Consider the following 23,660-nt stretch of genomic DNA (forward strand, 5'->3'; position numbering starts at 1 on the left):
AAAGAAAAAAAAATCCTTTGACGAGCTTTGTCTAGTTTTGTTGGATATACATAATTATTAGAAAAATTATTATTATGGTATCTTTACAAAAATTCTTAATAATAATACGATAGAATAGGGATGCTGGAAAAACATTCCTGCAATGAAGAAAGGAGGAGCTAGGATGAATACAAATAAAAATATATCAATACAAACAAAAATGAAAAATAAGAGGAAAGAGGGTTCTTAGTGGAAAAGACAATCAAGGGTTTAGAGGAAATTAAAATAGTAAGCTATCATGATGATCTTGCTGGTAAAGTGGCCGACATGTGGACAAAAAGTAAAGATTCATGGGGAGGAACAGGAAAAACAGAAGAACAAGTACGCGATCAACAGCAAAGCTCAGATAATATCGATACCTTCTTAGCTGTTATAGGAGAAGAAGTAGTAGGGTACTGTGGTTTTTCTGTTTATAAAGAAGATGCAGGAGCCTTGTATGTTCCTTTATTAAATGTTCGTCCAGATTATCATGGCAAGAAAATTGGTAAGCTGCTTTTGCTCCATGCACTCAATGCAGCGACAGAATTAAAATGGCCAAGACTGGATTTATATACTTGGGCAGGTAATCTTAAGGCAGTTCCATTATATAAACGCTGCGGTTTCTTTTGGGAGGATAACGACCAATATACACATCTAATGAATTTTATCCCAACAGTTCGAAATGACGCAGTAATAAATAGTTATTTAAAAAACATGGATTGGTATGCAGATTTAAAAAGAAATCTTGAAATAAAGCCAGATGGGGTGTTTGAAAGAGGCTTTACACATTATGAATATGTGTGGCAAAAAGAAACAGAGACGATTGTTGTAAAATTTGAAAAAACAAGTAGAGGAATCTGCTCTTTGGAAACTAAGGATTTTCAGATTGAATTAACAATGGATAATCATAAATGCATAGAAGAAATAGAGCATAAGGTCTATTTAAAGATAAAAAATAAAACAGCAAGCCCAATTTCTTTAGAAGTATTGGCAGATAATCAGGACAGAATTCAATGCAGTTTTCAAAGATCACAAGAGATAAAGGGTAATCAAGAAATAACGATTTCTTCTTCTTTTGTGATTGAAAAAGGAGAAGAACCTGTAAATGGAAAAACCTTTCCGGCATTAAAGGTTGCAGTTAGAATCAATGGACTAGAAACAGGCTTACAACTGGGGGTTTTCCCACAAGCACCTATTTCGATTGAGGGAAAGGAAATAGAGGCCATTTTAGCGAAAGGAATGAACACATACTTAGATTTAGAGATTAGAAATAATTTAGAAAAAGATATTTATGGATATTTCACCATTCCTAAAAATGACCGCTTACATTTTGAAGGGGATAAGTATTCTTTCGATCTGGCTAAAAAAGCGAAAAAGTGGATTCGCATTCCGGTTCAAGTGAAGAGTTGTGGTAGTTTTAAAGAAAAAATCATCGGAGAAATTGTGGAGAATGAGCAGGGAATTTTAACGTTTGAAAAGGAAATTGCGCTTGCCTTCAAAGGGATTGGTGAACAGTTTGTAGTAGAACAAGAAAAGAGTTGGCAGGTTTATAACGGTCCACATCAACTTACCGTAAGCAAAATGGATCTTACGACAGAAATTGCTCATACAGACTTTGCTCTGTTTGCACCGTCTATTGGAAAGCCTTATTCTAATGAGCTGTCTAAACAAAAGCCATATGAAGTTCGTACTGAAAAAACTGGAAACAGTATTAAACTGGAACTATTCTTTAAGTCTAATGCTTTTCCATATCTAGATATTATGTTAACAAATCAGCTCTTTGCGGAAGGGTTGATTAAACGTTGGATAACCATTGCTAATAATAGTTTGGAAGAAAAAGAAATAAGTGTACAGGAAACTTTTTTTGACATATGGCAGAATCTCTATTTCCCTTTAAATGGGGAAGTTGTTTCCTTTAATGAATGGAACCTCGTACAACCTTTTGAATTAAATTCTAAGGATATAACGGGGAATTGGTATTTTTCTTCTCCAAATTCTAGCCCATTCGGTGTTGCATGGGCTAAAGAAGCCCGCGTTAAAATGGATAATTGGAAGGTGCATATAGAATCCACACGCATGCTCGGAAAAAATGAATCCGTTGCTTTTTCGCCTCTTAGAGTGAATATCGGTGCCTATCGTAATTGGCAGCAATGGGAGTTAGCAGCAGAAGGGCTACAGAAAGAGCACGCAAGTACTGTTATCTCAGGATTTAAAGTTGAATTTAATGAGGAAAATCTTATTATAGATAGAGATAATGACTTAAAAGTACGAATAAAGAATTATAGTAATCAAGCAATACAAGGTGAAATGACCATAACAATGAATGAAAGACAAGGAGATTCACAGAGAATTGATACGGAAGCATCCGAAGTCTACCAAATTCAGCCTCAAAGGGATCTTCAATTAGGGCTAAACACAGTGAAAACAACCATTTCTTTGCCGACAAAAATAATAGATACCGAAGATTTACTTTTTGTACCAAGTAGTAAGAACATGACAACAGAAGTGATAATAGAAGAAGGAGTTACCATATACCATGTTTCGAATGGAATAATATCTTTTAAAGCTTCTCCTGATTACTATCCAGGCGTTTACTCTTTAGTAGTAAATGGGAAAGAATGGTTGGATCATGCATTTCCTAAACCTATCGCAAAAAGTTGGTGGAATCCGTGGTGTGGGGGCATTAAAAATGGTCCGCCAGATTTAAATGTATTTTCTGTCTTAAAGGAAGAGACAGCTTGTGCATTTACTAGTTTAAAAGATATCCATCATAACGAATGGACTGGTGTGAAGCTGGTAACAACGATAAGGCATCATGAGAAATGGAATGGGTTAAAGTATGAACAATATTTCCTTACAATGCCAGGCATTCCTTTGCTCATTACATTTGTAGAAATAATTGATGATGCAGGCAGACGTATGGCAGAAGAAGAATGGCATACAAACCTATTTATCACTTGCAATGAGGAGGAAAAAGCTGTACTCCATATTCAGGATAACAAGGTTAGTACAAAACAATATATGGTTGCTTCAGAAGAGCAAGAAGTTAATATAAAGGGTCATTCCTATTTATCGCTAGAGCAAGAAAAGTGTTATTATATTGCAAGTGATATATCAAAAGGTATAGATTTCTATAGTAATAAAGATGTGATACAGTTGATTTCCTATGCTAAGTGCAGAAGAACAGAGAACCGCTTATTTACAGAACCAACCTATCTTCTGTTTACCGAGGGGGAATTACAGTCTTCTTTAGTTAATAAGGTAAGGCAAATAGCATTTTCAGAAAGGGAATACGTAGATGAAAATAATTGATGCCCATATACACTACTCAAATATTGGATCGTTTAAAGAGACAGCTCGAGATCTTTCCTTTGTAGATTATAGTTATAAAGGTTTGAAAGAAGAGATGAGGAAGGCTGATATTGTCCTTGCGATTGGGATGGGGGTTACAGAAACGCCAGAGATGGGCTTTCCTGATTATAAGGCCCAGACCCCAATGGGATTAGATTTGGACTTATTGGTTCCAGACAATGTCGTCTGCTGTGCTGGGATAAATCCATATGATATGGATTTATCGGCACAAGAACGATTAGAGCAGGAGATTCAAAAGCCACATGTTGTGGGAATAAAAATTTATTTAGGCTACTACCCTTTTTATGCCTATGATGAGGTATATGAACCTGTTTATCGACTAGCAGAAAAGTATCAATTACCAGTTGTGTTCCATACTGGAGATACATACTCTGAAAGAGGATACTTAAAATATAGTCATCCTCTTGCAATTGATGAAGTGGCTGTGAAACATCGTAATGTGAATTTTATGATGGCACATTTCGGTGATCCTTGGACATTGACTGGTGCGGAAATTATTTATAAAAATTCGAATGTATATGCCGATTTATCTGGTTTAATCGTTGGAACAAAAAAAGAACTGGAAGAAGCACATGAAGGGATTTTTCTCGATCATTTACGCCATGCATTAGTTTTTGCCCAATCATATGATAAATTGCTTTTTGGGACAGATTGGCCGCTAGCCCCATTTGAACCATATATAGAGTTTATAAAAAAGCTCATTCCAGAAACTTACCATGAAGACGTATTTTATCGAACAGCATTAAAGGTATTTCCAAAAATAAAGCCCTTTTTAAGTAAGAAATAGGAAATGAATAATGAAACGAAAGCCGGAGTAGAATGATTGAATTTTCTACTCCGGCTTTCGTAATTATATTGATTGTTCTTTCATATTCGAAAAACTACTTTTCATGATACAATATGGACATAATAGATTGCTGGATGTGAGAATAAATGAAGCTTATTACGAAAGTAGAAAATATAATAGAGCAAGAGATGGAGAATGATGCTAGTGGTCACGATTGGTATCATGTAGATAGAGTACGTAAAATAGCCTTATTACTATCAGAAAAAGAAGGAATTGAGTATTCTCATATCATAGAACTGTCTGCGTTATTGCATGACATTTCAGATGGAAAATTAAATAAATCCAAAAGCGAAGGGCAACGAAGATTAGCAAATATACTAATGCAGATTCCAATTGAGAATCAAGAGAAGGAACAGATTAAAGCTATCATCGAAACAGTTGGCTTTAAAGGAGGAAATGGGATAACTCCCAAAAGTCTGGAGGCAAAAATAGTCCAAGATGCTGATCGATTAGATGCGATTGGAGCACTTGGCATTGCTCGTACATTTGCTTATGGAGGAAGTATAGGAAGTCCTATTTATGATCCACATAGTGCAATAAGGGAAAAGATGACAGAAGAAGAATATCGAAAAAACAACTCCTCTTCTATTCACCATTTCTATGAAAAACTATTGAAAATTAAAGACCTTTTACATACTGAAAGTGCTAAAAAAATGGCAGTGGAAAGGCATCAATTTATGGAAAGCTTTCTAAAAGAATTTTATAAAGAATGGAATGTACAAAATGAAGAGTATTTCAATTGAAAATGTAACAAAGACATATGGAGAGAAAAAGTTATTTGAAAACATCTCTTTTTCAATAAGTGAAAAAGAACGGGTAGGTTTAATCGGCATCAATGGAACTGGGAAATCATCCTTATTAAAAATAGTTGCTGGAATAGATATTCCAGACGAAGGAGATATCATAGCACCGAAGGATTTTCGTTTCGCCTATTCTGCCCAAAGCCCAGAATTAAATCCAGATCTTACCGTATTAAACCAAGTATATGCTGGTGATGCACCGGTCTTAGCATTAGTTAAAGATTATGAAGCAATGTTAATGGAAATCAACCATGATCCAGAGGACAATAAGCTTCATGAAAAATTATTTGATTTACAAAAAAGAATGGATGCTTTAAATGGCTGGGAAGTTCATACAAATGCAAAGACGGTGTTAATGAAGTTAGGAATTACTAATTTTAATAAGAAGATTGGTGAATTGTCAGGTGGGCAAAAAAAACGGGTTGCTTTAGCACAAGTTCTGATTCAAGAACCAGATTTGCTTATTTTAGATGAACCGACAAATCATCTTGATTTTGAGGCAGTTAAATGGCTGGAAGATTATTTAAGCAGATACACAGGAGCACTTTTATTAGTAACACATGACCGCTATTTCTTAGATCGTGTCACAAACAGAATGTTTGAATTAGATGGGGGCAATTTGTATAGCTATAAAGGCAATTACGGTGACTTTTTACAGGCGAAAGCTATCAGGGAAGAAAATGAAGCAGCTACTCTTGATAAGCAAAAGAATTTATTTAGAAGAGAATTAGAATGGATTAGAAGAGGGGCAAAAGCGCGTTCTACTAAACAAAAAGCCAGAATTCAGCGCTTTGACGCATTAGATGATAAATTAGCTAATGTTAAAGCTAAAGATAAATTAGATATCTCCTTGAAAGGAAGTCGATTAGGCAAGCAAGTCTTTGAATTGGTGGGGGCAAACAAGCGTTTCCATGATAAAATAATCTTAAATAATTATAATTTGCTTGTAAAACCAGGGGATAGAATTGGAATAATAGGAAAAAATGGGACTGGTAAATCGACCTTCTTAAATATTTTAGCAGGCAAGGCATCCCTCGATTCTGGCGAAAGAATCATTGGACAAACAGTAAAAGTGGCTTACTATACGCAAGAAAATGAAGATATGGATACATCTAAAAGAATGATTGAATATCTAAAAGAAACGGCTGAAGTAATAGAAGCCTCTGATGGAAAAGTCATTACAGCTGCCCAAATGCTGGAAAGATTCTTATTCCCTCTTCATACCCATGGAACGATTATTGGAAAGCTATCTGGTGGGGAAAGAAGAAGACTTTATTTGTTGAAAATACTAATGGGAGAACCAAATGTACTCTTATTAGATGAGCCGACAAATGATTTAGATACACAAACATTAATGGTTCTGGAAGATTATTTAGAAGATTTTAACGGCGTGGTTATTACCGTATCCCATGATCGCTATTTTCTTGATAAGGTTGCTGAACAGCTGTTGATTTTAAAAGGAAATGGTATTATCGACACCTATTATGGCAATTACAGCGAATATTTAGAGGTGGAGAGAAAAGAAGAACAACAAATAAAAGAGAAAACAGAAATACCACTTCCTAAAAAGGAACCAAAGGAGAAAAAAGTAAGACTAAGCTATAATGAACAAAGGGAATGGGCAACCATTGATGAGGATATCGAAAAAGTCGAAGTAAGATTAGCTACTATAGAAACAGAATTAGCCGAGACAGGCAGTGACTTCGAAAAAGCAGCTGAGTTAATGAGCGAGCAAGAACAATTAAATAACCAATTAGAACACCTAATTGAACGCTGGAGCTATTTATCTGAAATCGCTGATAAGTCATAAAAGCTGTTTATTTTCGATATAGCATCAAGCATGATAAGATAAATGTTGAAAAAGAGGGGGATGGAATATGAGAATTATTTCTATAGAACCAACACCAAGTCCTAATACGATGAAAATTAATTTAGATCAAGAGCTGCCAATGGGAAAAAGTAATAATTATAAGCTTGATAATTCAGCGGAAGCACCTGAATTAATTCAAAATATCCTTTCCATTGAAGGGATTAAAGGGGTTTACCATGTAGCTGATTTCCTAGCGGTTGAAAGAAATGCCCGCTATGATTGGAAAGAATTACTTTCAAAAGTGCGGAATGTCTTTGGGGAGGACGAGGCTACAGAGGTGTCAAAAGAGATAAATGAGCATTATGGGGAGATAAATGTTCAAGTTCAAATGTATAAAGGTATTCCTATGCAAATTAAATTATCGGATGGCAATGAAGAAAGAAGATTCGGTTTACCTGACACCTTTATTCAAGCTGTATCGGAAGTTCGTACACCTGAAGATAATGTAGTAATGACACGTAAATGGAAAGATTTCGGTGTGCGCTACGGTGAATTTGAGGAAATTGGGCATGTAATGGTGGAAGAACTTGTTGCTGCATACCCACAAGAGCGAATTAATGCGATTATTGAGCATGCAAAAAATCCGCAAACAGAAGCAAATGATAAACAGGTACGAGTGCGAACAAAGCTGTCATTTGCAGATTTAGAGAATCAAGATTGGAAAGTTAGATATCAAAAGCTAGAACAAAGCGAAGATCCTACAGTAGATGATATCCCTGTGCTAACGAAAGCACTAGATGATGAAAAACCATCTATTCGCAGACTTGCGACTGTCTATCTTGGAATGATTGAAGATACAGCTGTTCTTCCTTCCTTATATAAGGCACTAAAGGATAAAACGGTAACGGTGCGGCGCACTGCAGGAGATTGCTTATCCGATTTAGGGTTTCCCGAAGCAATGGAAGAAATGATCCATGCATTAGATGATAAAAGCAAGATTGTTCGATGGAGAGCCGCTATGTTCTTGTATGAAGTTGGAGATGAGCGAGCATTGGCTGCGCTTAAGGCTCATGAGGACGATCCAGAATTTGAAGTGAGCTTACAAATAAAACTAGCTATTGAACGAATTGAACTAGGGGAAGAAGCAAAAGGTTCTGTTTGGAAACAAATGACCGAAGCGCGAAAATAAGCTGTAACTATATTTTCCTAATGCTAAAGATTGTACGAAAAACATTTCTAATGTATATTTAGGAATAGAATATACGTATATAATGGAGGGATTACTTATGTCAATGGCATATGATGAGTATATGAAACAAGTAGTAAAACCGATGAGAGCAGAATTAACCCAAGCAGGCTTTGAAGAATTACTGACAGAAGACGCAGTGGAGCAATTTATTGAAACAAACAAAGGTACATCGTTAGTAGTTGTTAATTCTGTTTGTGGATGTGCTGCAGGTTTAGCAAGACCAGCGGCAACTCAGGCAGTGCTTGCATCTGAAAAAAAGCCAGATCAACTAGTAACAGTATTCGCTGGCCAAGATAAAGAGGCAACAGCAAAAATGCGCGAATTCTTCGGGGATATTGAGCCTTCTTCTCCGTCCATGGCATTAATTAAAGATAATAAAGTTGTTCATTTTATTCATCGCTATGATATTGAAGGAAATTCAATGGAAGCAATTATGGAAAATCTTGTATCAGCTTTTGAACAATATTGCTAAAAAATTTGGTTCATGAGAATAAAGGGTTACCTTTTTCTCATGGACTTTCTTTTTTAGTTCTTTTTGTATAGGATTTATATTCGTCGATAGATAATTTAAAATTATCTATTTTATAATGAAGACCTAATTTTAACATGATTCGCATTGAATATAGTATTACATAGAAGTAGGAGAAAAAATATGATTGTAACAACTGCCGGTAGGACAAATAAGGATATGCAAATTCTCGCAGATAGAATTGCCAAAGACTTCAACTGCAGATATGTCAGGAGAGAAAAAGTATCTATTCAACACTTAAAAGAGCAATATCAATCAGATATTCTGATAATTGGAAAAAATAGATTTGAATTCTGTTCATTAAATACAGAGGAGCCTTTCTTTTTTCATCCGAATTCAGCAGTCTTTCGAATAAAAAGGCTGATGAATAAGGAAAATGATCCTTTTATTGTTGCGACAAATTTAGCAAAGGGAAAAAGTTTTTTAGATTGTACTTTAGGTCTTGCTTCTGATAGCATTGTTGCAAGTTATGTGGTGGGCAGTAGTGGAAACGTAGAAGGATTAGAAGCGAATCAAGTGATAGCATTTCTTGTTAAGACAGGTTTGAAAGAATGGGAGACAAGTAATCCTGCTATCGATGAAGCAATGCGAAGAGTTACAGTCAAGCATATTAACGCATTAGAAGCACTTGCTCGAAAAGAAGACAATAGTATTGATTGCGTATATTTTGATCCTATGTTCGAGGAAACTATTTCATCTGCTGGAATCAACCCGTTAAAACAACTAGCACATTATGAAGAAGTGTCTGTAGAATTAATCAATCAAGCAAAGCGAGTGGCGAAAGAAAGAGTCGTTTGGAAAGATCATTTTAGGAGCAGCAGATTTAACCGATTTCAATTTGAACAGGTAAAGCGAAAAACAGCAAAATTTCATTACGGAATCTGGTTGAAAAAAGAATGATAAAAAAATAGCCTCAATGATAAGGATAAAAGTAGAAGATTAGATAGTAAATAATATATACTTAATCTATAAATATTTTTTCGATTTATAATAACATCAGGATGCGGAAAGCGAGGTGTAATAAATGCCTAATTGGCTTCGTAAAAGCCTGGTCGTATTTGTTTCTATTTTAACGTTTGGTCTTGTTTCACCATCACCAGCAACCTTTTTAAATAATAATAATAATGATAAGAAACCAATTGATGAGCGAGAAGTACCATTTGCTAGAGAAAGTATCGAAGATGAAGCGATATTTGTTGATAGTACTGAGGGGAATTTCTCAAGAGAAGATTTTATCAGCAAAATGATGAAGGAAGCAGAAGCACAAAGCTATTTAAAATTCGGGCCAAAAATTAAACCAGTAATTGAAGATGAATTTCGTTTAGTTGTTCTTCCAAATATGGAAAAAGCAATTAATGAAGTAACGCATATTTTTCCAGAAGAAGAGTTAAGTTATTTAACAGTAACTGAATTTCCTGCTGCAGGTACAAGTGAACGGATATTTCATATTACGAGAGATAACGAGGATATTATCCGATTTCATGTAAGAAGGGATCGTCCCCCACAGGAAGGTTATTATTTTAACTTCCATTACCACACGTATCATGATCAATTCCAAACTCATTATGCACTTGGAGAAATTTACTGGGATAAAAATACTCCGCCAAAGTGGATGAGCTAAAAAGGAAAATTGAAACTTTTTTATCTATGATTACGTAAAGGAACTATACTGAAAAAACTTGGAGGTAGAAAGATTATGGCAATTAGTTTATCCAAAGGACAAAAAGTAGATTTAACAAAAGGCAATCCTGGTTTATCAAAAGTAATTATTGGTTTAGGCTGGGATTTAAATAAGTATGATGGCGGAACTGATTTTGATTTAGATGCTTCTGTATTCTTACTTGGCGAGAATGGAAAAGTAACAAATGATGCTGACTTTGTATTTTACAATAATCCAACAGGTGGAAATGGTTCGATTGTTCATTCCGGAGATAATCGTACAGGAGCAGGCGACGGAGACGATGAACAAATTATCGTAGATTTAAAAAGTATTCCAGCTAATATCCAACGTGTTACTTTTACCATTACTATTCATGATGGAGAAGCAAGAAATCAAAATTTCGGACAAGTTTCTAATTCGTTTGTACGTATTGTTAACGAAGAATCTAATGAGGAATTGATTCGTTACGATTTAGGGGAGGATTTCTCTATAGAAACAGCGTTAGTTGTTGGGGAACTATATCGTCATAATAATGAATGGAAATTTAGTGCTATTGGCAGTGGATACCAAGGTGGTTTAGCTGCATTAGCAACAGACTTTGGTCTGCAAATTGGCTAAGACTTTATAAGCATATTTTAGGAGGAACCTTTTTTCATGGGAATATTTGAAACGATTATGGATACATATGCACAGTTTTTTAACTGGCAAATGTGGGGAGAGGTACTAACAGATCCAGTCAGCTGGGGCTATATTGGAACACTTGTAATATTGGAAGGCTTATTATCAGCGGATAATGCATTAGTTCTTGCCGTTATGGTTAAGCATTTACCACCAGAACAAAGAAGAAAAGCATTGTTTTATGGGTTACTAGGTGCATACATATTCCGCTTTATAGCTATCGGTATTGGTGTTTATTTAATCGAATTCTCATGGGTGAAAATACTGGGAGCGGCCTATTTGGCGTATCTTTCTATCAAGTACTTCGTAGATCGTAAAAAAGCTGCGAATCAGGCAGAAGACGGAGAAGAAGAAAATAAAGGCATCAATAAAAATGGAATTCTTATTCGCACATTTGGCTTATTTTGGGGAACGGTAATTTCTGTTGAATTAATGGATATTGCCTTTTCAGTGGATAGTGTATTAGCAGCATTTGGTGTCAGTAACCAAGTGTGGGTATTATTACTTGGCGGTATTCTAGGTGTCCTTATGATGCGTGGTGTAGCGGGTGTTTTCCTTAAATTAATTGATAAAATTCCAGAGCTGGAAGCAACTGCTTATATTCTAATCTTGATTATCGCAGCGAAGATGCTATTAGGCGTTTTTGATATTCACATCGAACATATTTATTTCTTCGGATTGCTAGTAATAGCATTTGGAGCCACTTTCATTGTTCACTTTAGAAATAAAAAGAAAGCAGAACAACAAGGCGAGGCTTAATAATTTCTGAGGATATTTCTAGTTTCTTTAAAGTAGTAGTACTAGGGATATCCTCTATTTTGTTAATTAGAATACTTCAATACTGAAACCACTTCTCGAAAATCCTCCTATATATATATCTTTTGTATATCAGACGACTTCATCCTAAAGTCATTCAATAAGAAGTAATACTCAAATATTGAATTTTATAGTAAAATAGTAATAATTATCCTGCTTTAAATAAATTATTTATTAACAAAATTTCAGAATAGTATATAAATAGAATGAAAATACTGGAATGGAGTAAAGGAAATGAAATTATTCTCTGACTTAAATGAAAAACAATTGGAACGTCTTTTCTTCCAGTTACCAGAAGAGGTGTTTAGCACTTCGGAGAAAGAAGTATTATCCTATGCACTTGCTTCAACATTGTATATGCCTGCAACTAGACCTAATATTTATCAGGATTTATTGAGAAAGAAACATCCTGCTTTAACCTCTATGGTTATTTGTCTTGAGGATTCAATTGGCGATCATGAGGTGGATTTAGCAGAAAGAAAATTAGTAGAAGAGTTAACTGATATTAATCAAGCCATACAAAATGGACTTCTGCTAAAAAGTGAATTGCCATTGATTTTTATCAGAATACGTTCTATTGCACAGTTTTTAAGTTTAATGGATATACTTGGTGATAAGATCGCTTTATTAACAGGTATAGTAATCCCAAAATTTGAAGCAGAAGCAGGAGAAATTATCTTAAAAGAATTACAAAAATATAACAAGCTCGGATACTGTTTATATGCAATGCCGATACTGGAGACGAAGAAAATAATTGAAAAAGAAACGCGAATCAATGAACTCCTCTCTATCAAAAATGTGCTTGATCATTATAAGCACTTAATTTTAAATGTTAGAATAGGAGCAACTGATTTTTGTGGATTATATGGGATACGTAGAAGCCCAGAAACAACCATATATGATATTGCCATTATTCGCGACTGTATTTCAGATATTATTAATATCTTTACACGTGCAGATAGTGCCTATGTCGTTTCGGGACCAGTCTGGGAGTATTTTACGACGAAAGAAAGAATTTTAATCCCACAATTAAGAGAGACACCTTTTCGAAAACGTTATGGAAAAGCTGGAATGAACATGCGAACACAGCTAATTGATAAACATATGGACGGATTAATAAGGGAAGTTATGATGGATATAACAAATGGATTAACAGGGAAAACCATTATTCATCCGACCCATATAAAGCCAGTTCAAGCATTAAACGTAGTTCCCTATGAAGAATATTTGGACGCATTAAATATTATGGATAGCAATAATGGAGAAATTGGTGTTGTAAAGAGTAGCTTTTCCAATAAAATGAATGAAATTAAGCCTCATTTATATTGGGCGCAGAAAATTATTTTAAAATCAAAGGTTTACGGGGTGTTCCATGAAGGAGTTACATACATTGACTTACTTAAACAAGAAAATTTCATTACCAATCATTGATCATTTACAGATGGACATTAATGTCGAAGAAAATCCATTTCAGCTTCCTATTGAGGACTTTTTTAAAATGGCTGCAAGAATCAATAAAAGACGGGCATTTTTATTTGTCAGTAAACTACTGGGAAAGCATTTGCCAATTGAGCCAAAAAAAGGTCTGCTAACAGGTTTTATGCTTGCTGCGAGATATGAAGAAATTATGACCGGAAAGCATTCACCGCAAAGGGAGAGATTATTGGAAATTTATCATGATACCTCTTTGCCTTTTGTGGACAAGCCCTTTATCCAAAAAGAAGTATCCAATCCTATTATTATAGGGTTTGCCGAAACAGCAACTGCACTAGGTCACTCTTTTTTCCAGGCTTTTAAGCAAGCATCCTTTTTTCATACCACAAGAGAAAAGATAAACGGGCTGGATCCTATCATCTCATTTGAAGAAGAACATTCACATGCTACTTCCCATCGATGTTACGTGAAAAAAGACATTCTTGATAATAATAGGGAAATAATCCTCGTTGATGATGAACTCACAACTGGAAAAACAGCGATCAATATCATCCGAGATCTTCATAGAAAATATCCAAGAGATAAATATACGGTGGCATCCATTCTTGACTGGCGCTCTAATAAATGGCAATTAGAAATGAAAGCTCTTGAAGAAGAACTGCAAATAACGGTTCATTCTGTCTGCTTATTGAAAGGATGCTTTGAATTAGTTGGAGAGCAAATAAATCTTCCACCCATAATGGAGAGTTTGGTAACAAATGATGGAACTCCATCTGTAGAATATATTAGTCTAGAAAATTATGTGAAAGCTCGCATTATACCATTGATTTCCACAAATCTTGCAGGTGAGCGCAATGACTTCCAATATTTAAAGGATACTGGAAGATTTGGTATATATACAGAAGAAGGAACAGATGAGTGGGTAAAACAAGCTGCAAAGGTGCTTAAGAAGAAGAGGGTGGGAACTAGTCTTTGTGTAGGAACAGGGGAATTTATGTATATACCCATGAAGTTAGCTAGTTTCATGGGGGAAGACATATCTTATCAATCGACAACAAGAAGTCCAATTTATCCAAATGATGAAGAGTATTATGGAGCTCAAACAGCATATTGCTTTGCGAATCCAGAAGATTTAGAGATTGTAAATTACTTGTATAATATAAAGCCTAATCAATATGATGACATTTTTCTGTTTTTCGAGAGAAACGTGAAAGAAGATAGTTTAAAAGAACTGCTAACAGCTTTAAAAGCAGTACAAGTAAAAAAGATTAATGTTGTTTATTTTAGTGGGAGGTAAAGATGCATTTAAACATAAATCAGCAAGCGAAATTCGGATCTTATAATAGTGAAGATGTCATTTTTCTTTTGAAAAATTTAAATGGAATACTCTTAGAAGGTTCCACCGAGGAACGAGAAAAAAAGATTCAAAGTGGGGCACATTATAGCGAAACATTACCAATCGAATATAATCCACCAGAACATTATTTACAGCTTTTTTGGAAGACACTGCATGTTTATAAAGATAAGGTTGCACTTAGTACTGCCGTTGTTGCAGAGCAGATATATCGTAAACATGGAAAACAAACGGTTTTAGTTTCATTAGCAAGAGCAGGTACTCCTATTGGGATATTAATCAAACGATATATAAAAGAAAAATATCATGTTTCTTTACCGCACTATAGTATTTCCATCATTAGAGACAGAGGGATAGATGAAAATGCTATTAAGTATATATTAAAATCACATAAAGAATCTGCTATCCAATTTATTGATGGCTGGACAGGTAAAGGCGCCATTTCAATTGAATTAACAAAAGCGTGTGAAAGTTATTTAAATAAATATCATGTTCAATTAGATGATACATTAGCTGTACTGGCAGATCCAGGATACTGTACCACGCTTTATGGAACGAGAGAAGATTTCTTGATACCGAGCGCTTGCTTAAATTCTACTGTTTCTGGGCTTGTTAGCCGCACCGTATTAAATGAAAGATATATTCAAATGGATGATTTTCATGGTGCGAAATATTATCAGGAATTAGAGCCGTATGATGTATCGAATATTTATTTAGATGAAATTACAGAAGCTCTACAAAAAATTAATCCAAAGCAAGTAGTAGAAAGAATGAATGAGAATCTTCTTGATCAATCGGTTGATTTTCGGGGGATGAAAGAAGTTCTAGCCATTAAGGATGAATTTCAAATTGAGAGCACGCATTATGTAAAACCCGGAGTTGGAGAAACTACAAGAGTCCTATTAAGAAGAATACCATGGAAGATATTAATGAAAGATCCTGACAGTCCTTATGTGCAGCATATCGTTATGCTTGCCAAAGAAAGAGGCGTAGAAATAATTCCATATCCCTATATGAGCTATACATGCTGCGGTTTGATTAAAAAGGTTGTGCAAAAGGGATGAAATTATTTGCATCTGACCTAGATCGAACATTAATTTATTCAAAACGTGCTTTAGAAGAAATGGAAACTCCTTGGAATCAATCAATGATTGGGGTCGAAGAGAAGAATGGGAAGTATGTCTCCTATATGACAAAGGTGAGCTATAATTTATTGAAAGAGATTGCTTCCCGCTATTTATTTATTCCAGTAACAACAAGAACATATGAGCAATATAAGCGGATTTTTATTTTTGAAAGAGAGGTACCAGTATCTTACTGTGTAACCAGTAACGGAGCAAGAATACACTATAATGGAGAAATCATGACAGAGTGGGAAGAGAGGCTAAAGGGGAAGCTTGGTGTGGAATGTAGTGAAAAAGAGGAAATATTGGCAATGCTCCAAGCGTATTCTCTCCCGGGAGATTTGAAAATTGCTGATAATCTTTTCTTTTATTATGTGTTAAATACAACAATAGCCGCTGATTTAAAAATAGAACTATCAAAGATTGCAGCAAAAAACGGCTGGAATATCTCTTTACAAGGAAGAAAACTTTACTTTATGCCAAGTCCTGTTTGCAAGGGAGAGGCAATAAAATATATTAAGGAACGAGAAGGAATCGAGCAATCAATTGGAGCTGGAGATTCTTTATTAGATCTACCTTTTCTAAATATATGCCAAACTGCGTTTATTCCTAGGCATGGAGAGCTAATAGGTGGTGGAGCAAGTAGATTTTCTCATAAAGCAACAAGTCAAAAAGGTGCGTTTGCTGGAGAAGAAATCATAAGAAAGGTTCATAAGGAATTTATTATTTAACGACTCTAAGGCGACCATAATTGGTCGCCTTAGAGTCGTTAAAAAGATGGATTTTGTTGGAAGGTAAATATATTTTATAGATCATCAGGTGAATCTTTTATCAATTTGAGCAATAAACAATAAATGGCGACAAAGAATAAATAGCTGCAAACAAATATAATAATCCCAAATAAGATAGATTCGAAAAAGATGGCCATAAAAAAACTAATTATTAGAGAAATAAAGATTAAATCAACAAAAACATACATGTTGGAAGATAGAACATTTTGTACATAATTTAAATCTGTTTCAATTTCATGATACGTGTATTTTCGAAAAAATGATCTCATAGTTAGCACCTACTCGCCTAATGTACTGTATTATATGCACACCCAGAAGGTTAGGTGCTAAAAACACAGAATTGGAGAATATAAAGAAAAATCTTACGAAAGGTTTCCTTTCTGACTACAAAAAATGAAACTTTTTTATTAAAAATTCGTAAATAAATATAAAGTAGAATGTTTAGTGTTCACATGGAGCTATGCTATGATAAAGATAGAAAGTTATCTTTGGGTTAAAATTAGGAAGTGGAGAAAATGAACAAAGACTTTTATACCGTTAATAATATAATACTTCCATTGTCTGAAGAAAATTGGTTTAATCTTTTGCTAAAGCCTATTAAAGAAAGACCATTATATGATACCACTAATCGTATATTTACTTTTGGGCAGGCAGTCGTTAAATTACTAGGAATATCATTAGACGAGGATGAATATTATAATCAGCTATTTAATTGGATATATAAAGATAATACTGGCTTACACTTATTAACAGATGAAACACTTGATAGGACAATCGACAATCAGCATTTTCAATCTATTCAAAAAGTATTTAATCGAATGAATGAGCAGAATTTGTCCATTAATCGATTTGTTGCGTTTCTTGATGGGGAAAATGTACTGATAAAATCTTCAGTTCCGGCTATTCATCGGAAATTGCGCGAAAGCTTTATTAAAGTAATTCAGCATTTTGTAGAAATAGAAGAAAACGGCATAAAAAATAAGGATTTACGAAGATTAGTAGTGGATATTGTAAAATGGTCGATTAATCATTTACAGCCTGCCTTACAAGAAACGGTACTAAGTGAAAATATGCCTAAGTTTCTCTGGTATGGGGATGCGAATAAAAGTCAGTCCTATTTTATCTATTATCTCCTTACTATTGGATGTGATATTGTCATGGTTCATCCTAATGGGGAAGATATTTTGGAAAAAGTAAAACTGGATAAGGAGCTTTTTTTTCAGCATCAATATCCACAAAGAAAAGAGCCTGAAAGTTTTCCTACAGAAGAAAGAAAAAGAACAGCGACAGTAGCATATCGGGCATCAAAGGAAATAGAGAGTATACTCCATCATGAAGGATCCAACCTATACAAACCATGGCAATTTAGGGATTATATCCCGTTTTCTGTCACCCTAAAAACTACATATGATGAAATTTTTCTTCTGGAAAAAGAGCTGGCTATGATTCGACCAAATTTCGAAGTGAAAAATGGAGAAGTGCATATCCCGGCTATTTTTGCTAAAATATTTGGTGTAAGTAAAAATCGAAAAGAATACTGGGATCGCATTCACGAAATAGTCAATCGAGATGAGACGCTATTAATTAAAGAGTTTCCGTTTACAAGGGCCATTATTAGCGATTACCGATACCATTATCGGGGAGCACTTGGAAGAAACGGCTTACTCGATCCGGAGAAGTTGATGAGTGCCCATTATTGGAATTATAAACAGCTGCCACTAGGCTTACAAAAAGGGATAGCAGCTGCAATTTCAAGGGTGTGTTCTAACCCAGTACTTATAAAACAGTCGAATGAATCAAATGAAGATGTAGCAATTTTTCTATTTTCTCAATGTTTACTTATACCAGATGAACTATTAAAAATGCTGCAGAAATTTGATTACTCACAAGAAGTACCAAGTATTGTATTATTTAAAACCGAAAAAAATGGCGTATTTACGCGAGAAGATGCAGCAATGTTAGTTTTAATGAATGCATTGGGTCTTGATATTATTATTTATAATCCAGCTGGTCATGTTGATATGGAGAACTTTATGCAAGACAATTTATTCGATACCCATTGGCTGGAGGACGTTGTATTCGACATGGAATACAAAGAACCATCCTTTTTAAAAAGGGGATTATTTGGCGGATTTTTAAAGAGTAGAAAGGGAGATAATGGATGAATATGCAACCATCAAATATAAACAATGCGGATAACCAAGTCGCAGAATTATTAACAGAAGAAAAAGTATCGGAAATTAAATTGGCGCTTAGAAATGAGCCAGAGGTGCAAAAGTTGGCCCAGTCTATTGATGAAAAAGATCAAATACAGATACTTGAATTCGGTAAAGAGCCGGCAACGCAAATTTCAAAATTCTCCGATAAAATCCTTAACAATATGAGAACAACTAAAGTAGAAGATTCTGGAGAATTATTAAAACAGCTCGGCAGAATCATGGATAAATTTGATAAAAAAGATTTTGAGGATACGTCAAAAGGTTTCTTTGGCAAACTGTTTAAAAAAAGCGAAAAGATTATGGAAAAACTTTTTGGTAAATATCAGTCTATGGGACAAGAGATTGATAAAGTATATGTTGAAATTTCCAAATATCAAAATGAAATGGTTGATTCGACATCGATGCTTGATGAAATGTATGAGCAAAATTATCAATATTATTTGACGCTCGAAAAATATGCTGTTGCGGGAGCAATGAAGTCAGAAGAATTAAAGACGCAAGTACTTCCGCAAATTGAAGCAAAAGCAACTGCTGGAGATCAATTAGCGGGAATGCAGCTTGACTCCCTTAGAAATGCAATAGAACTCCTTGATCAGCGGGTTTATGATTTAGAAATGGCTAAAATGGTTGCCTTGCAAACAGCACCGCAAATACGCTTGCTTCAAAGAGGGAATACAAAATTAATAGGAAAGATTAATTCGGCATTTGTTACTACAATTCCAATTTTCAAAAATGGGCTAATCCAAGCTGTTGCTGCAAAAAGACAAAAATTAGTTGCAGATAGCATGAGTGAGCTGGATAGAAGAACAAACGAAATGCTTGTCAAGAACGCTCAAAATATATCCCAGCAGAGTGTTGATATTGCAAGGCTTGCAGGAAGTCCTAGCATTAAGATTGAGACGATTGAAGAATCTTGGAATATTATTATAAAAGGAATGCAAGAAACAAAAACAATTGAAGAAGAAAATAAGCGATTAAGAGAAGAAGGCACAAAGAAATTAGAAGAATTACAAAATAACTTTAAGCAAATGAAACTTCAAGGTTAAATGGTATAAGGGATAGATATTTTTAATCACTTTTTATGAATTGTGGTTAGTGTTAACAGCATGAAAGAGTTCAAATGGATTTATTTTCCGATACGACTGATCGTCCGGGAAAATAAATCCGTTAGCTACTCTTAAATAAGTATCATCCTAATTTATTACCCTTATCATAAGATAATAGATAAATATTAATCGAGGGCCTTCTAAAGTTAATATTCTATGAAAATGAGTAATAGCTCTATTTTAAAAAGAGGACTTTATAAAAAATGAAATTATATCATACATAGGAGTTGGGAATAATGGCGATTAATTTACAAAAAGGTCAGAGAGTTGATTTAACAAAAGGGAATCCTGGATTAAGTAAAATTTTAATTGGACTTGGTTGGGATCCTGTTCAACAAAACAAGGGTGGGGGCTTATTCGGTTCTCTTTTTGGTGGAGGACAGGCAGCAAGTATTGACTGTGATGCATCTGTAATCATGGTAAATGAACAAGGTAAAGTTCAAGCGAATAGTGATGTTATTTATTTTGGGAATTTAAAAAGTCGCGATGGCAGTGTAATCCATTCAGGTGACAATCTAACAGGTGATGGGGATGGAGATGATGAACAAATCCGCGTTGATTTAAGTAAAGTTCCTGCACATATACAAAAACTCATTTTTGTTGTGAATATTTATGATGCAGTAAAGAGAAGACAAGATTTTGGGATGATACAAAATGCCTTTATTCGAATTATTAACCCATTGACGAACCAATCACTTATTCACTACAATTTATCAGATGATTATGCTGGGAAAACGAGTTTAATCGCTGGGGAGTTATATAGACATGGACAGGATTGGAAGTTTGCAGCTGTTGGCACAGGTACAAATGCAGGTAGTTTAGGAGATGTGGTTAAATCATTTTCATGATCGGACTATAGCAATCGAATTTTTACAATCCATCTATTATTCAACGAGGGAGGAATAGAAATTGAGTATTAATCTTTCTAAAGGCCAACGTATTGATTTAACTAAAACAAATCCAGGATTAACTAGAGCAATTATTGGATTAGGCTGGGATATCAAACAATATGATGGTGGGGCTGGCTTTGACTTAGATGCATCGGCTTTTATGGCCGATGACAATGGGAAAGTAATAAATGATGTAGATTTTATCTTCTATAATAATCTTGTTCATCCTAGCGGCGGTGTGGAACATACAGGTGATAACCGCACAGGAGAAGGCGATGGGGATGACGAGCAAATTATTATTGATTTCACAAAAATCCCTGCACATGTAAGCAAAATTGGGATTGCGGTAACCATCCATGATGCTGAAGCAAGAAGGCAAAATTTCGGACAAGTGTCCAATGCCTTTGTTCGTGTTGTAAATGAAGATAACAACATGGAAATATTACGCTTTGATCTAGGGGAAGATTTTTCAGTTGAAACAGCTGTGATAGTATGCGAACTTTATAAACACGGCGGAGAATGGAAATTTAACGCTGTTGGCAGCGGCTTTTCTGGAGGACTTGCTGCTCTATGTCGGAATTATGGTTTAGAGGTTTAATGAGGGAAATTAGTAAAACTTTTTCTTGATTTTACATCTCGCTGACATATGTCCAAAAGAATGAACATAGAAGTATGCATTGATTTCTCTATGTTTCATTCTTTTGGATTTTTTTAGGAGTTATCACCCAATATTAACTAGTATTTTGCGTTGACTCCCCATGCTATAATTTTAATAGACTAGTATTATTCTTATCCGTTAAATAAGTAATGGGCAGGAAGCGCAATCAGTTTATTGGGGAGGAAGAAGGATGAGATGGCTCAAAAGATTGGCACCAGTAGGAATGATAGCAGCAACCAGTATTCTTATGGGAAACTCACAGCTTCCTAATAATGAAATATGCTTAAAAAACCTGTCTGATCTAACAGTTATTAAAGCACATCTTTCCACCGAGGCAAAAGAAAATTTAGGGAATATTATTTTACTGCCTGATGCACATTTTGACCAAGCAGAAGCAGCTACTATTATTGAAAGATTAAATAAGTTACCACCTACTCTATTAAATAAGATACAATCTAGTGGAATAAAGGTGAAATTGTTTACAGGTAAATTAACAGATAATAAAACGGCGCAGAAATTTGCCGGTATTATTCCTAGAGGTTACAACTCCCAAAAAACATGGGATGATGTACCTGGTATTGGTGGAGGCAAGGTTGTGCTAGTGAAGATTGGTGCAAGCGAAAAAGGAAAAGGTCATAGTTCAGTTAATTTAGAGTATCATGAATTAGCTCATTCTATTGACTATAAAATTTTAAAAAATGCAAGTAAATCAGAACGTTATAAGGCAATATGGAATGAAGAAAAAAGGAGTCTATTTCCAACTAGACAATATTTTCTTCAGTATGCGGAAGAATATTTCGCCGAAACATTTGCTATGTTTTATGTTGGCGGAACAGACAAGGAAAAACTTTTTGAATCTGCTCCAAAAACATATCATTATATCGCTTCTATTAAATAGCTTGATTAACAAAAAAAGGGTGTTTTAATAATGAGACAATATTTAGATCTTTGTGAACATATTTTAACAAATGGTGTAAAAAAAGAAGATCGTACAGGAACCGGAACTATTAGTACGTTCGGATATCAAATGCGCTTCAATCTTTCCGAAGGTTTTCCTTTAATTACGACAAAAAAACTCCATTTACGTTCGATTATCCATGAATTACTTTGGTTTTTAAAGGGTGATACTAACGTGAAATACTTACAAGATAATAATGTTCGAATTTGGAATGAATGGGCAGATGAAAAAGGGAATTTAGGTCCTGTTTATGGTCATCAGTGGCGTTCATGGACGACTAGAGAAGGAAACACAATTGACCAAATTTCAGAATTGATTCATGCCATCAAAACAAATCCTGATTCCAGAAGATTAATTGTAAGTGCATGGAATGTAGGGGATATTGAGAAAATGGCATTGCCACCTTGCCATTGTTTATTTCAATTTTATGTAGCAGATGGCAAATTATCTTGTCAATTGTATCAGCGATCAGCAGATGTATTTCTAGGAGTGCCTTTTAATATAGCTTCCTACGCATTACTAACACATATGATTGCACAAGTTTGTGATTTAGAGGTAGGAGACTTTGTACATTCTTTTGGTGACGTGCATATTTATACGAACCATATTGAGCAAGTAAAGCTGCAGCTTACGAGAGATCCTAAGCCGTTACCACAGTTAAAAATTAACCGAAATGTAAAAGATATCTTCTCTTTTGAGTTTGATGATTTTGAAATTATCAATTATGAAGCACATCCTCATATTAAAGGAGCAGTAAGTGTATGATTTCTTTAATTGTTGCTATGGATCGTAATAATGTAATAGGAGTAAATAATCAATTACCTTGGCATTTACCGAATGATTTGAAGTATTTCAAAAGAGTAACAACTGGGCATCCAATCGTAATGGGTAGAAAGACAAGGGATTCAATCGGCAGAAATTTGCCTAATCGTGAAAATGTAATTATTACGAGAAATCCTGCGTATCAGTGTGAAGACTGCACAATCCTCCATTCTGTTCAAGAATTTTATGAGTGGAGCAAAGAGAAACAGGCTGAGGAGATCTTTATCATTGGCGGTGCAGAGCTTTTTGCAGAAACAATTAAGAAAACAGACAGATTGTATATAACACAAATTGATCATAATTTTGCAGGAGATACCTTTTTTCCGGCATTAAATTGGCAGGAATGGAAGCTGGTAAGTGAAAAAAAAGGGGAAGTTGATGAGCAAAATATTTATCCGCATACTTTTTTAGTTTATGAGAGAGTGTGATAAGGGATAGAAAGACAAGGACATAAGTATCCTAACTAGCGATAAAGTTGAGAAATGAACTTAAGTGTTTTTTAACTAATTAACCCCGAACAATTAT

Annotated in this window: 21 protein-coding genes; all 21 read left to right on the forward strand. The window is 34.8% G+C overall.

Translation table 11 applies throughout. From position 1 onward, the window contains the following. Window positions 1–228 precede the first annotated feature (228 nt). The 21 genes from NiCM35_RS12725 to NiCM35_RS12825 all read left to right on the forward strand — a co-directional run bounded on the left by NiCM35_RS12725 (window position 229) and on the right by NiCM35_RS12825 (window position 23,563). Window positions 229–3,330, forward strand: a complete 3,102-nt coding sequence (locus NiCM35_RS12725) for a GNAT family N-acetyltransferase (RefSeq protein ID WP_433779687.1) — start codon at window positions 229–231, stop codon at window positions 3,328–3,330. Continuing rightward, window positions 3,317–4,177, forward strand: coding sequence for an amidohydrolase family protein (locus NiCM35_RS12730; protein ID WP_095331986.1), 861 nt, complete (start codon window positions 3,317–3,319; stop codon window positions 4,175–4,177). Before NiCM35_RS12725 ends, NiCM35_RS12730 begins: the two co-directional genes overlap by 14 nt. 146 nt (window positions 4,178–4,323) lie before the next feature. Then, window positions 4,324–4,980: an HD domain-containing protein gene (locus NiCM35_RS12735; protein ID WP_433779688.1), complete on the forward strand. Its 657-nt coding sequence runs from the start codon at window positions 4,324–4,326 to the stop codon at window positions 4,978–4,980. After that, complete coding sequence (locus tag NiCM35_RS12740) at window positions 4,961–6,847, forward strand: ABC-F family ATP-binding cassette domain-containing protein (RefSeq protein WP_095331990.1); 1,887 nt, start codon at window positions 4,961–4,963, stop codon at window positions 6,845–6,847. The genes NiCM35_RS12735 and NiCM35_RS12740 overlap by 20 nt, the downstream gene beginning before the upstream one ends. A gap of 67 nt (window positions 6,848–6,914) precedes the next feature. Next, the gene (locus tag NiCM35_RS12745; protein ID WP_123257818.1) at window positions 6,915–8,036 is read left to right on the forward strand and encodes a conserved virulence factor C family protein; all 1,122 of its coding nucleotides are present in this window, start codon (window positions 6,915–6,917) and stop codon (window positions 8,034–8,036) included. 97 nt (window positions 8,037–8,133) lie between these two features. Beyond that, the gene (locus NiCM35_RS12750) at window positions 8,134–8,568 is read left to right on the forward strand and encodes a BrxA/BrxB family bacilliredoxin (protein ID WP_047940439.1); all 435 of its coding nucleotides are present in this window, start codon (window positions 8,134–8,136) and stop codon (window positions 8,566–8,568) included. A 180-nt stretch (window positions 8,569–8,748) separates the two neighbouring features. Beyond that, window positions 8,749–9,525, forward strand: a complete 777-nt coding sequence (locus tag NiCM35_RS12755; protein ID WP_123257817.1) for a class I SAM-dependent methyltransferase — start codon at window positions 8,749–8,751, stop codon at window positions 9,523–9,525. A 124-nt stretch (window positions 9,526–9,649) separates the two neighbouring features. Beyond that, the gene (locus NiCM35_RS12760; RefSeq protein ID WP_095331995.1) at window positions 9,650–10,246 is read left to right on the forward strand and encodes a YpjP family protein; all 597 of its coding nucleotides are present in this window, start codon (window positions 9,650–9,652) and stop codon (window positions 10,244–10,246) included. A gap of 75 nt (window positions 10,247–10,321) precedes the next feature. After that, complete coding sequence (locus tag NiCM35_RS12765; RefSeq protein WP_095331997.1) at window positions 10,322–10,903, forward strand: TerD family protein; 582 nt, start codon at window positions 10,322–10,324, stop codon at window positions 10,901–10,903. Window positions 10,904–10,939: 36 nt separating this feature from the next. After that, complete coding sequence (locus NiCM35_RS12770) at window positions 10,940–11,722, forward strand: TerC family protein (protein WP_095331999.1); 783 nt, start codon at window positions 10,940–10,942, stop codon at window positions 11,720–11,722. 291 nt (window positions 11,723–12,013) lie between these two features. Continuing rightward, window positions 12,014–13,210, forward strand: coding sequence for an HpcH/HpaI aldolase/citrate lyase family protein (locus NiCM35_RS12775; RefSeq protein WP_433779691.1), 1,197 nt, complete (start codon window positions 12,014–12,016; stop codon window positions 13,208–13,210). Further along, window positions 13,152–14,510, forward strand: coding sequence for a phosphoribosyltransferase family protein (locus NiCM35_RS12780; RefSeq protein WP_433779692.1), 1,359 nt, complete (start codon window positions 13,152–13,154; stop codon window positions 14,508–14,510). Before NiCM35_RS12775 ends, NiCM35_RS12780 begins: the two co-directional genes overlap by 59 nt. Before the next feature lie 2 nt (window positions 14,511–14,512). Then, the gene (locus NiCM35_RS12785; RefSeq protein WP_433779694.1) at window positions 14,513–15,631 is read left to right on the forward strand and encodes a cysteine protease StiP family protein; all 1,119 of its coding nucleotides are present in this window, start codon (window positions 14,513–14,515) and stop codon (window positions 15,629–15,631) included. Continuing rightward, window positions 15,628–16,422, forward strand: a complete 795-nt coding sequence (locus NiCM35_RS12790; protein WP_123257815.1) for an HAD family hydrolase — start codon at window positions 15,628–15,630, stop codon at window positions 16,420–16,422. The genes NiCM35_RS12785 and NiCM35_RS12790 overlap by 4 nt, the downstream gene beginning before the upstream one ends. A 575-nt stretch (window positions 16,423–16,997) precedes the next feature. Beyond that, on the forward strand, window positions 16,998–18,647 hold the full coding sequence (locus NiCM35_RS12795; protein WP_123257814.1) for a YceG family protein: 1,650 nt from the start codon (window positions 16,998–17,000) through the stop codon (window positions 18,645–18,647). Further along, window positions 18,644–19,747: a toxic anion resistance protein gene (locus tag NiCM35_RS12800; RefSeq protein WP_095332011.1), complete on the forward strand. Its 1,104-nt coding sequence runs from the start codon at window positions 18,644–18,646 to the stop codon at window positions 19,745–19,747. The genes NiCM35_RS12795 and NiCM35_RS12800 overlap by 4 nt, the downstream gene beginning before the upstream one ends. A gap of 296 nt (window positions 19,748–20,043) precedes the next feature. Beyond that, complete coding sequence (locus NiCM35_RS12805) at window positions 20,044–20,655, forward strand: TerD family protein (RefSeq protein WP_095332013.1); 612 nt, start codon at window positions 20,044–20,046, stop codon at window positions 20,653–20,655. 61 nt (window positions 20,656–20,716) lie between these two features. Further along, window positions 20,717–21,295 carry a TerD family protein gene (locus NiCM35_RS12810; protein ID WP_433779697.1) on the forward strand — a complete coding sequence of 193 codons (579 nt, stop codon included), beginning with the start codon at window positions 20,717–20,719 and terminating at the stop codon, window positions 21,293–21,295. Between the two features lie 250 nt (window positions 21,296–21,545). After that, window positions 21,546–22,253 carry an anthrax toxin lethal factor-related metalloendopeptidase gene (locus NiCM35_RS12815; protein ID WP_095332017.1) on the forward strand — a complete coding sequence of 236 codons (708 nt, stop codon included), beginning with the start codon at window positions 21,546–21,548 and terminating at the stop codon, window positions 22,251–22,253. 30 nt (window positions 22,254–22,283) lie between these two features. Then, window positions 22,284–23,078, forward strand: coding sequence for a thymidylate synthase (locus NiCM35_RS12820; protein ID WP_095332019.1), 795 nt, complete (start codon window positions 22,284–22,286; stop codon window positions 23,076–23,078). Continuing rightward, complete coding sequence (locus NiCM35_RS12825; protein WP_095332021.1) at window positions 23,075–23,563, forward strand: dihydrofolate reductase; 489 nt, start codon at window positions 23,075–23,077, stop codon at window positions 23,561–23,563. The genes NiCM35_RS12820 and NiCM35_RS12825 overlap by 4 nt, the downstream gene beginning before the upstream one ends. The last annotated feature ends 97 nt before the right edge of the window (window positions 23,564–23,660 follow it).

The organism is Niallia sp. M35 (genome assembly GCF_050971705.1).
Lineage (GTDB): Bacteria > Bacillota > Bacilli > Bacillales > Cytobacillaceae > Niallia > Niallia circulans_A.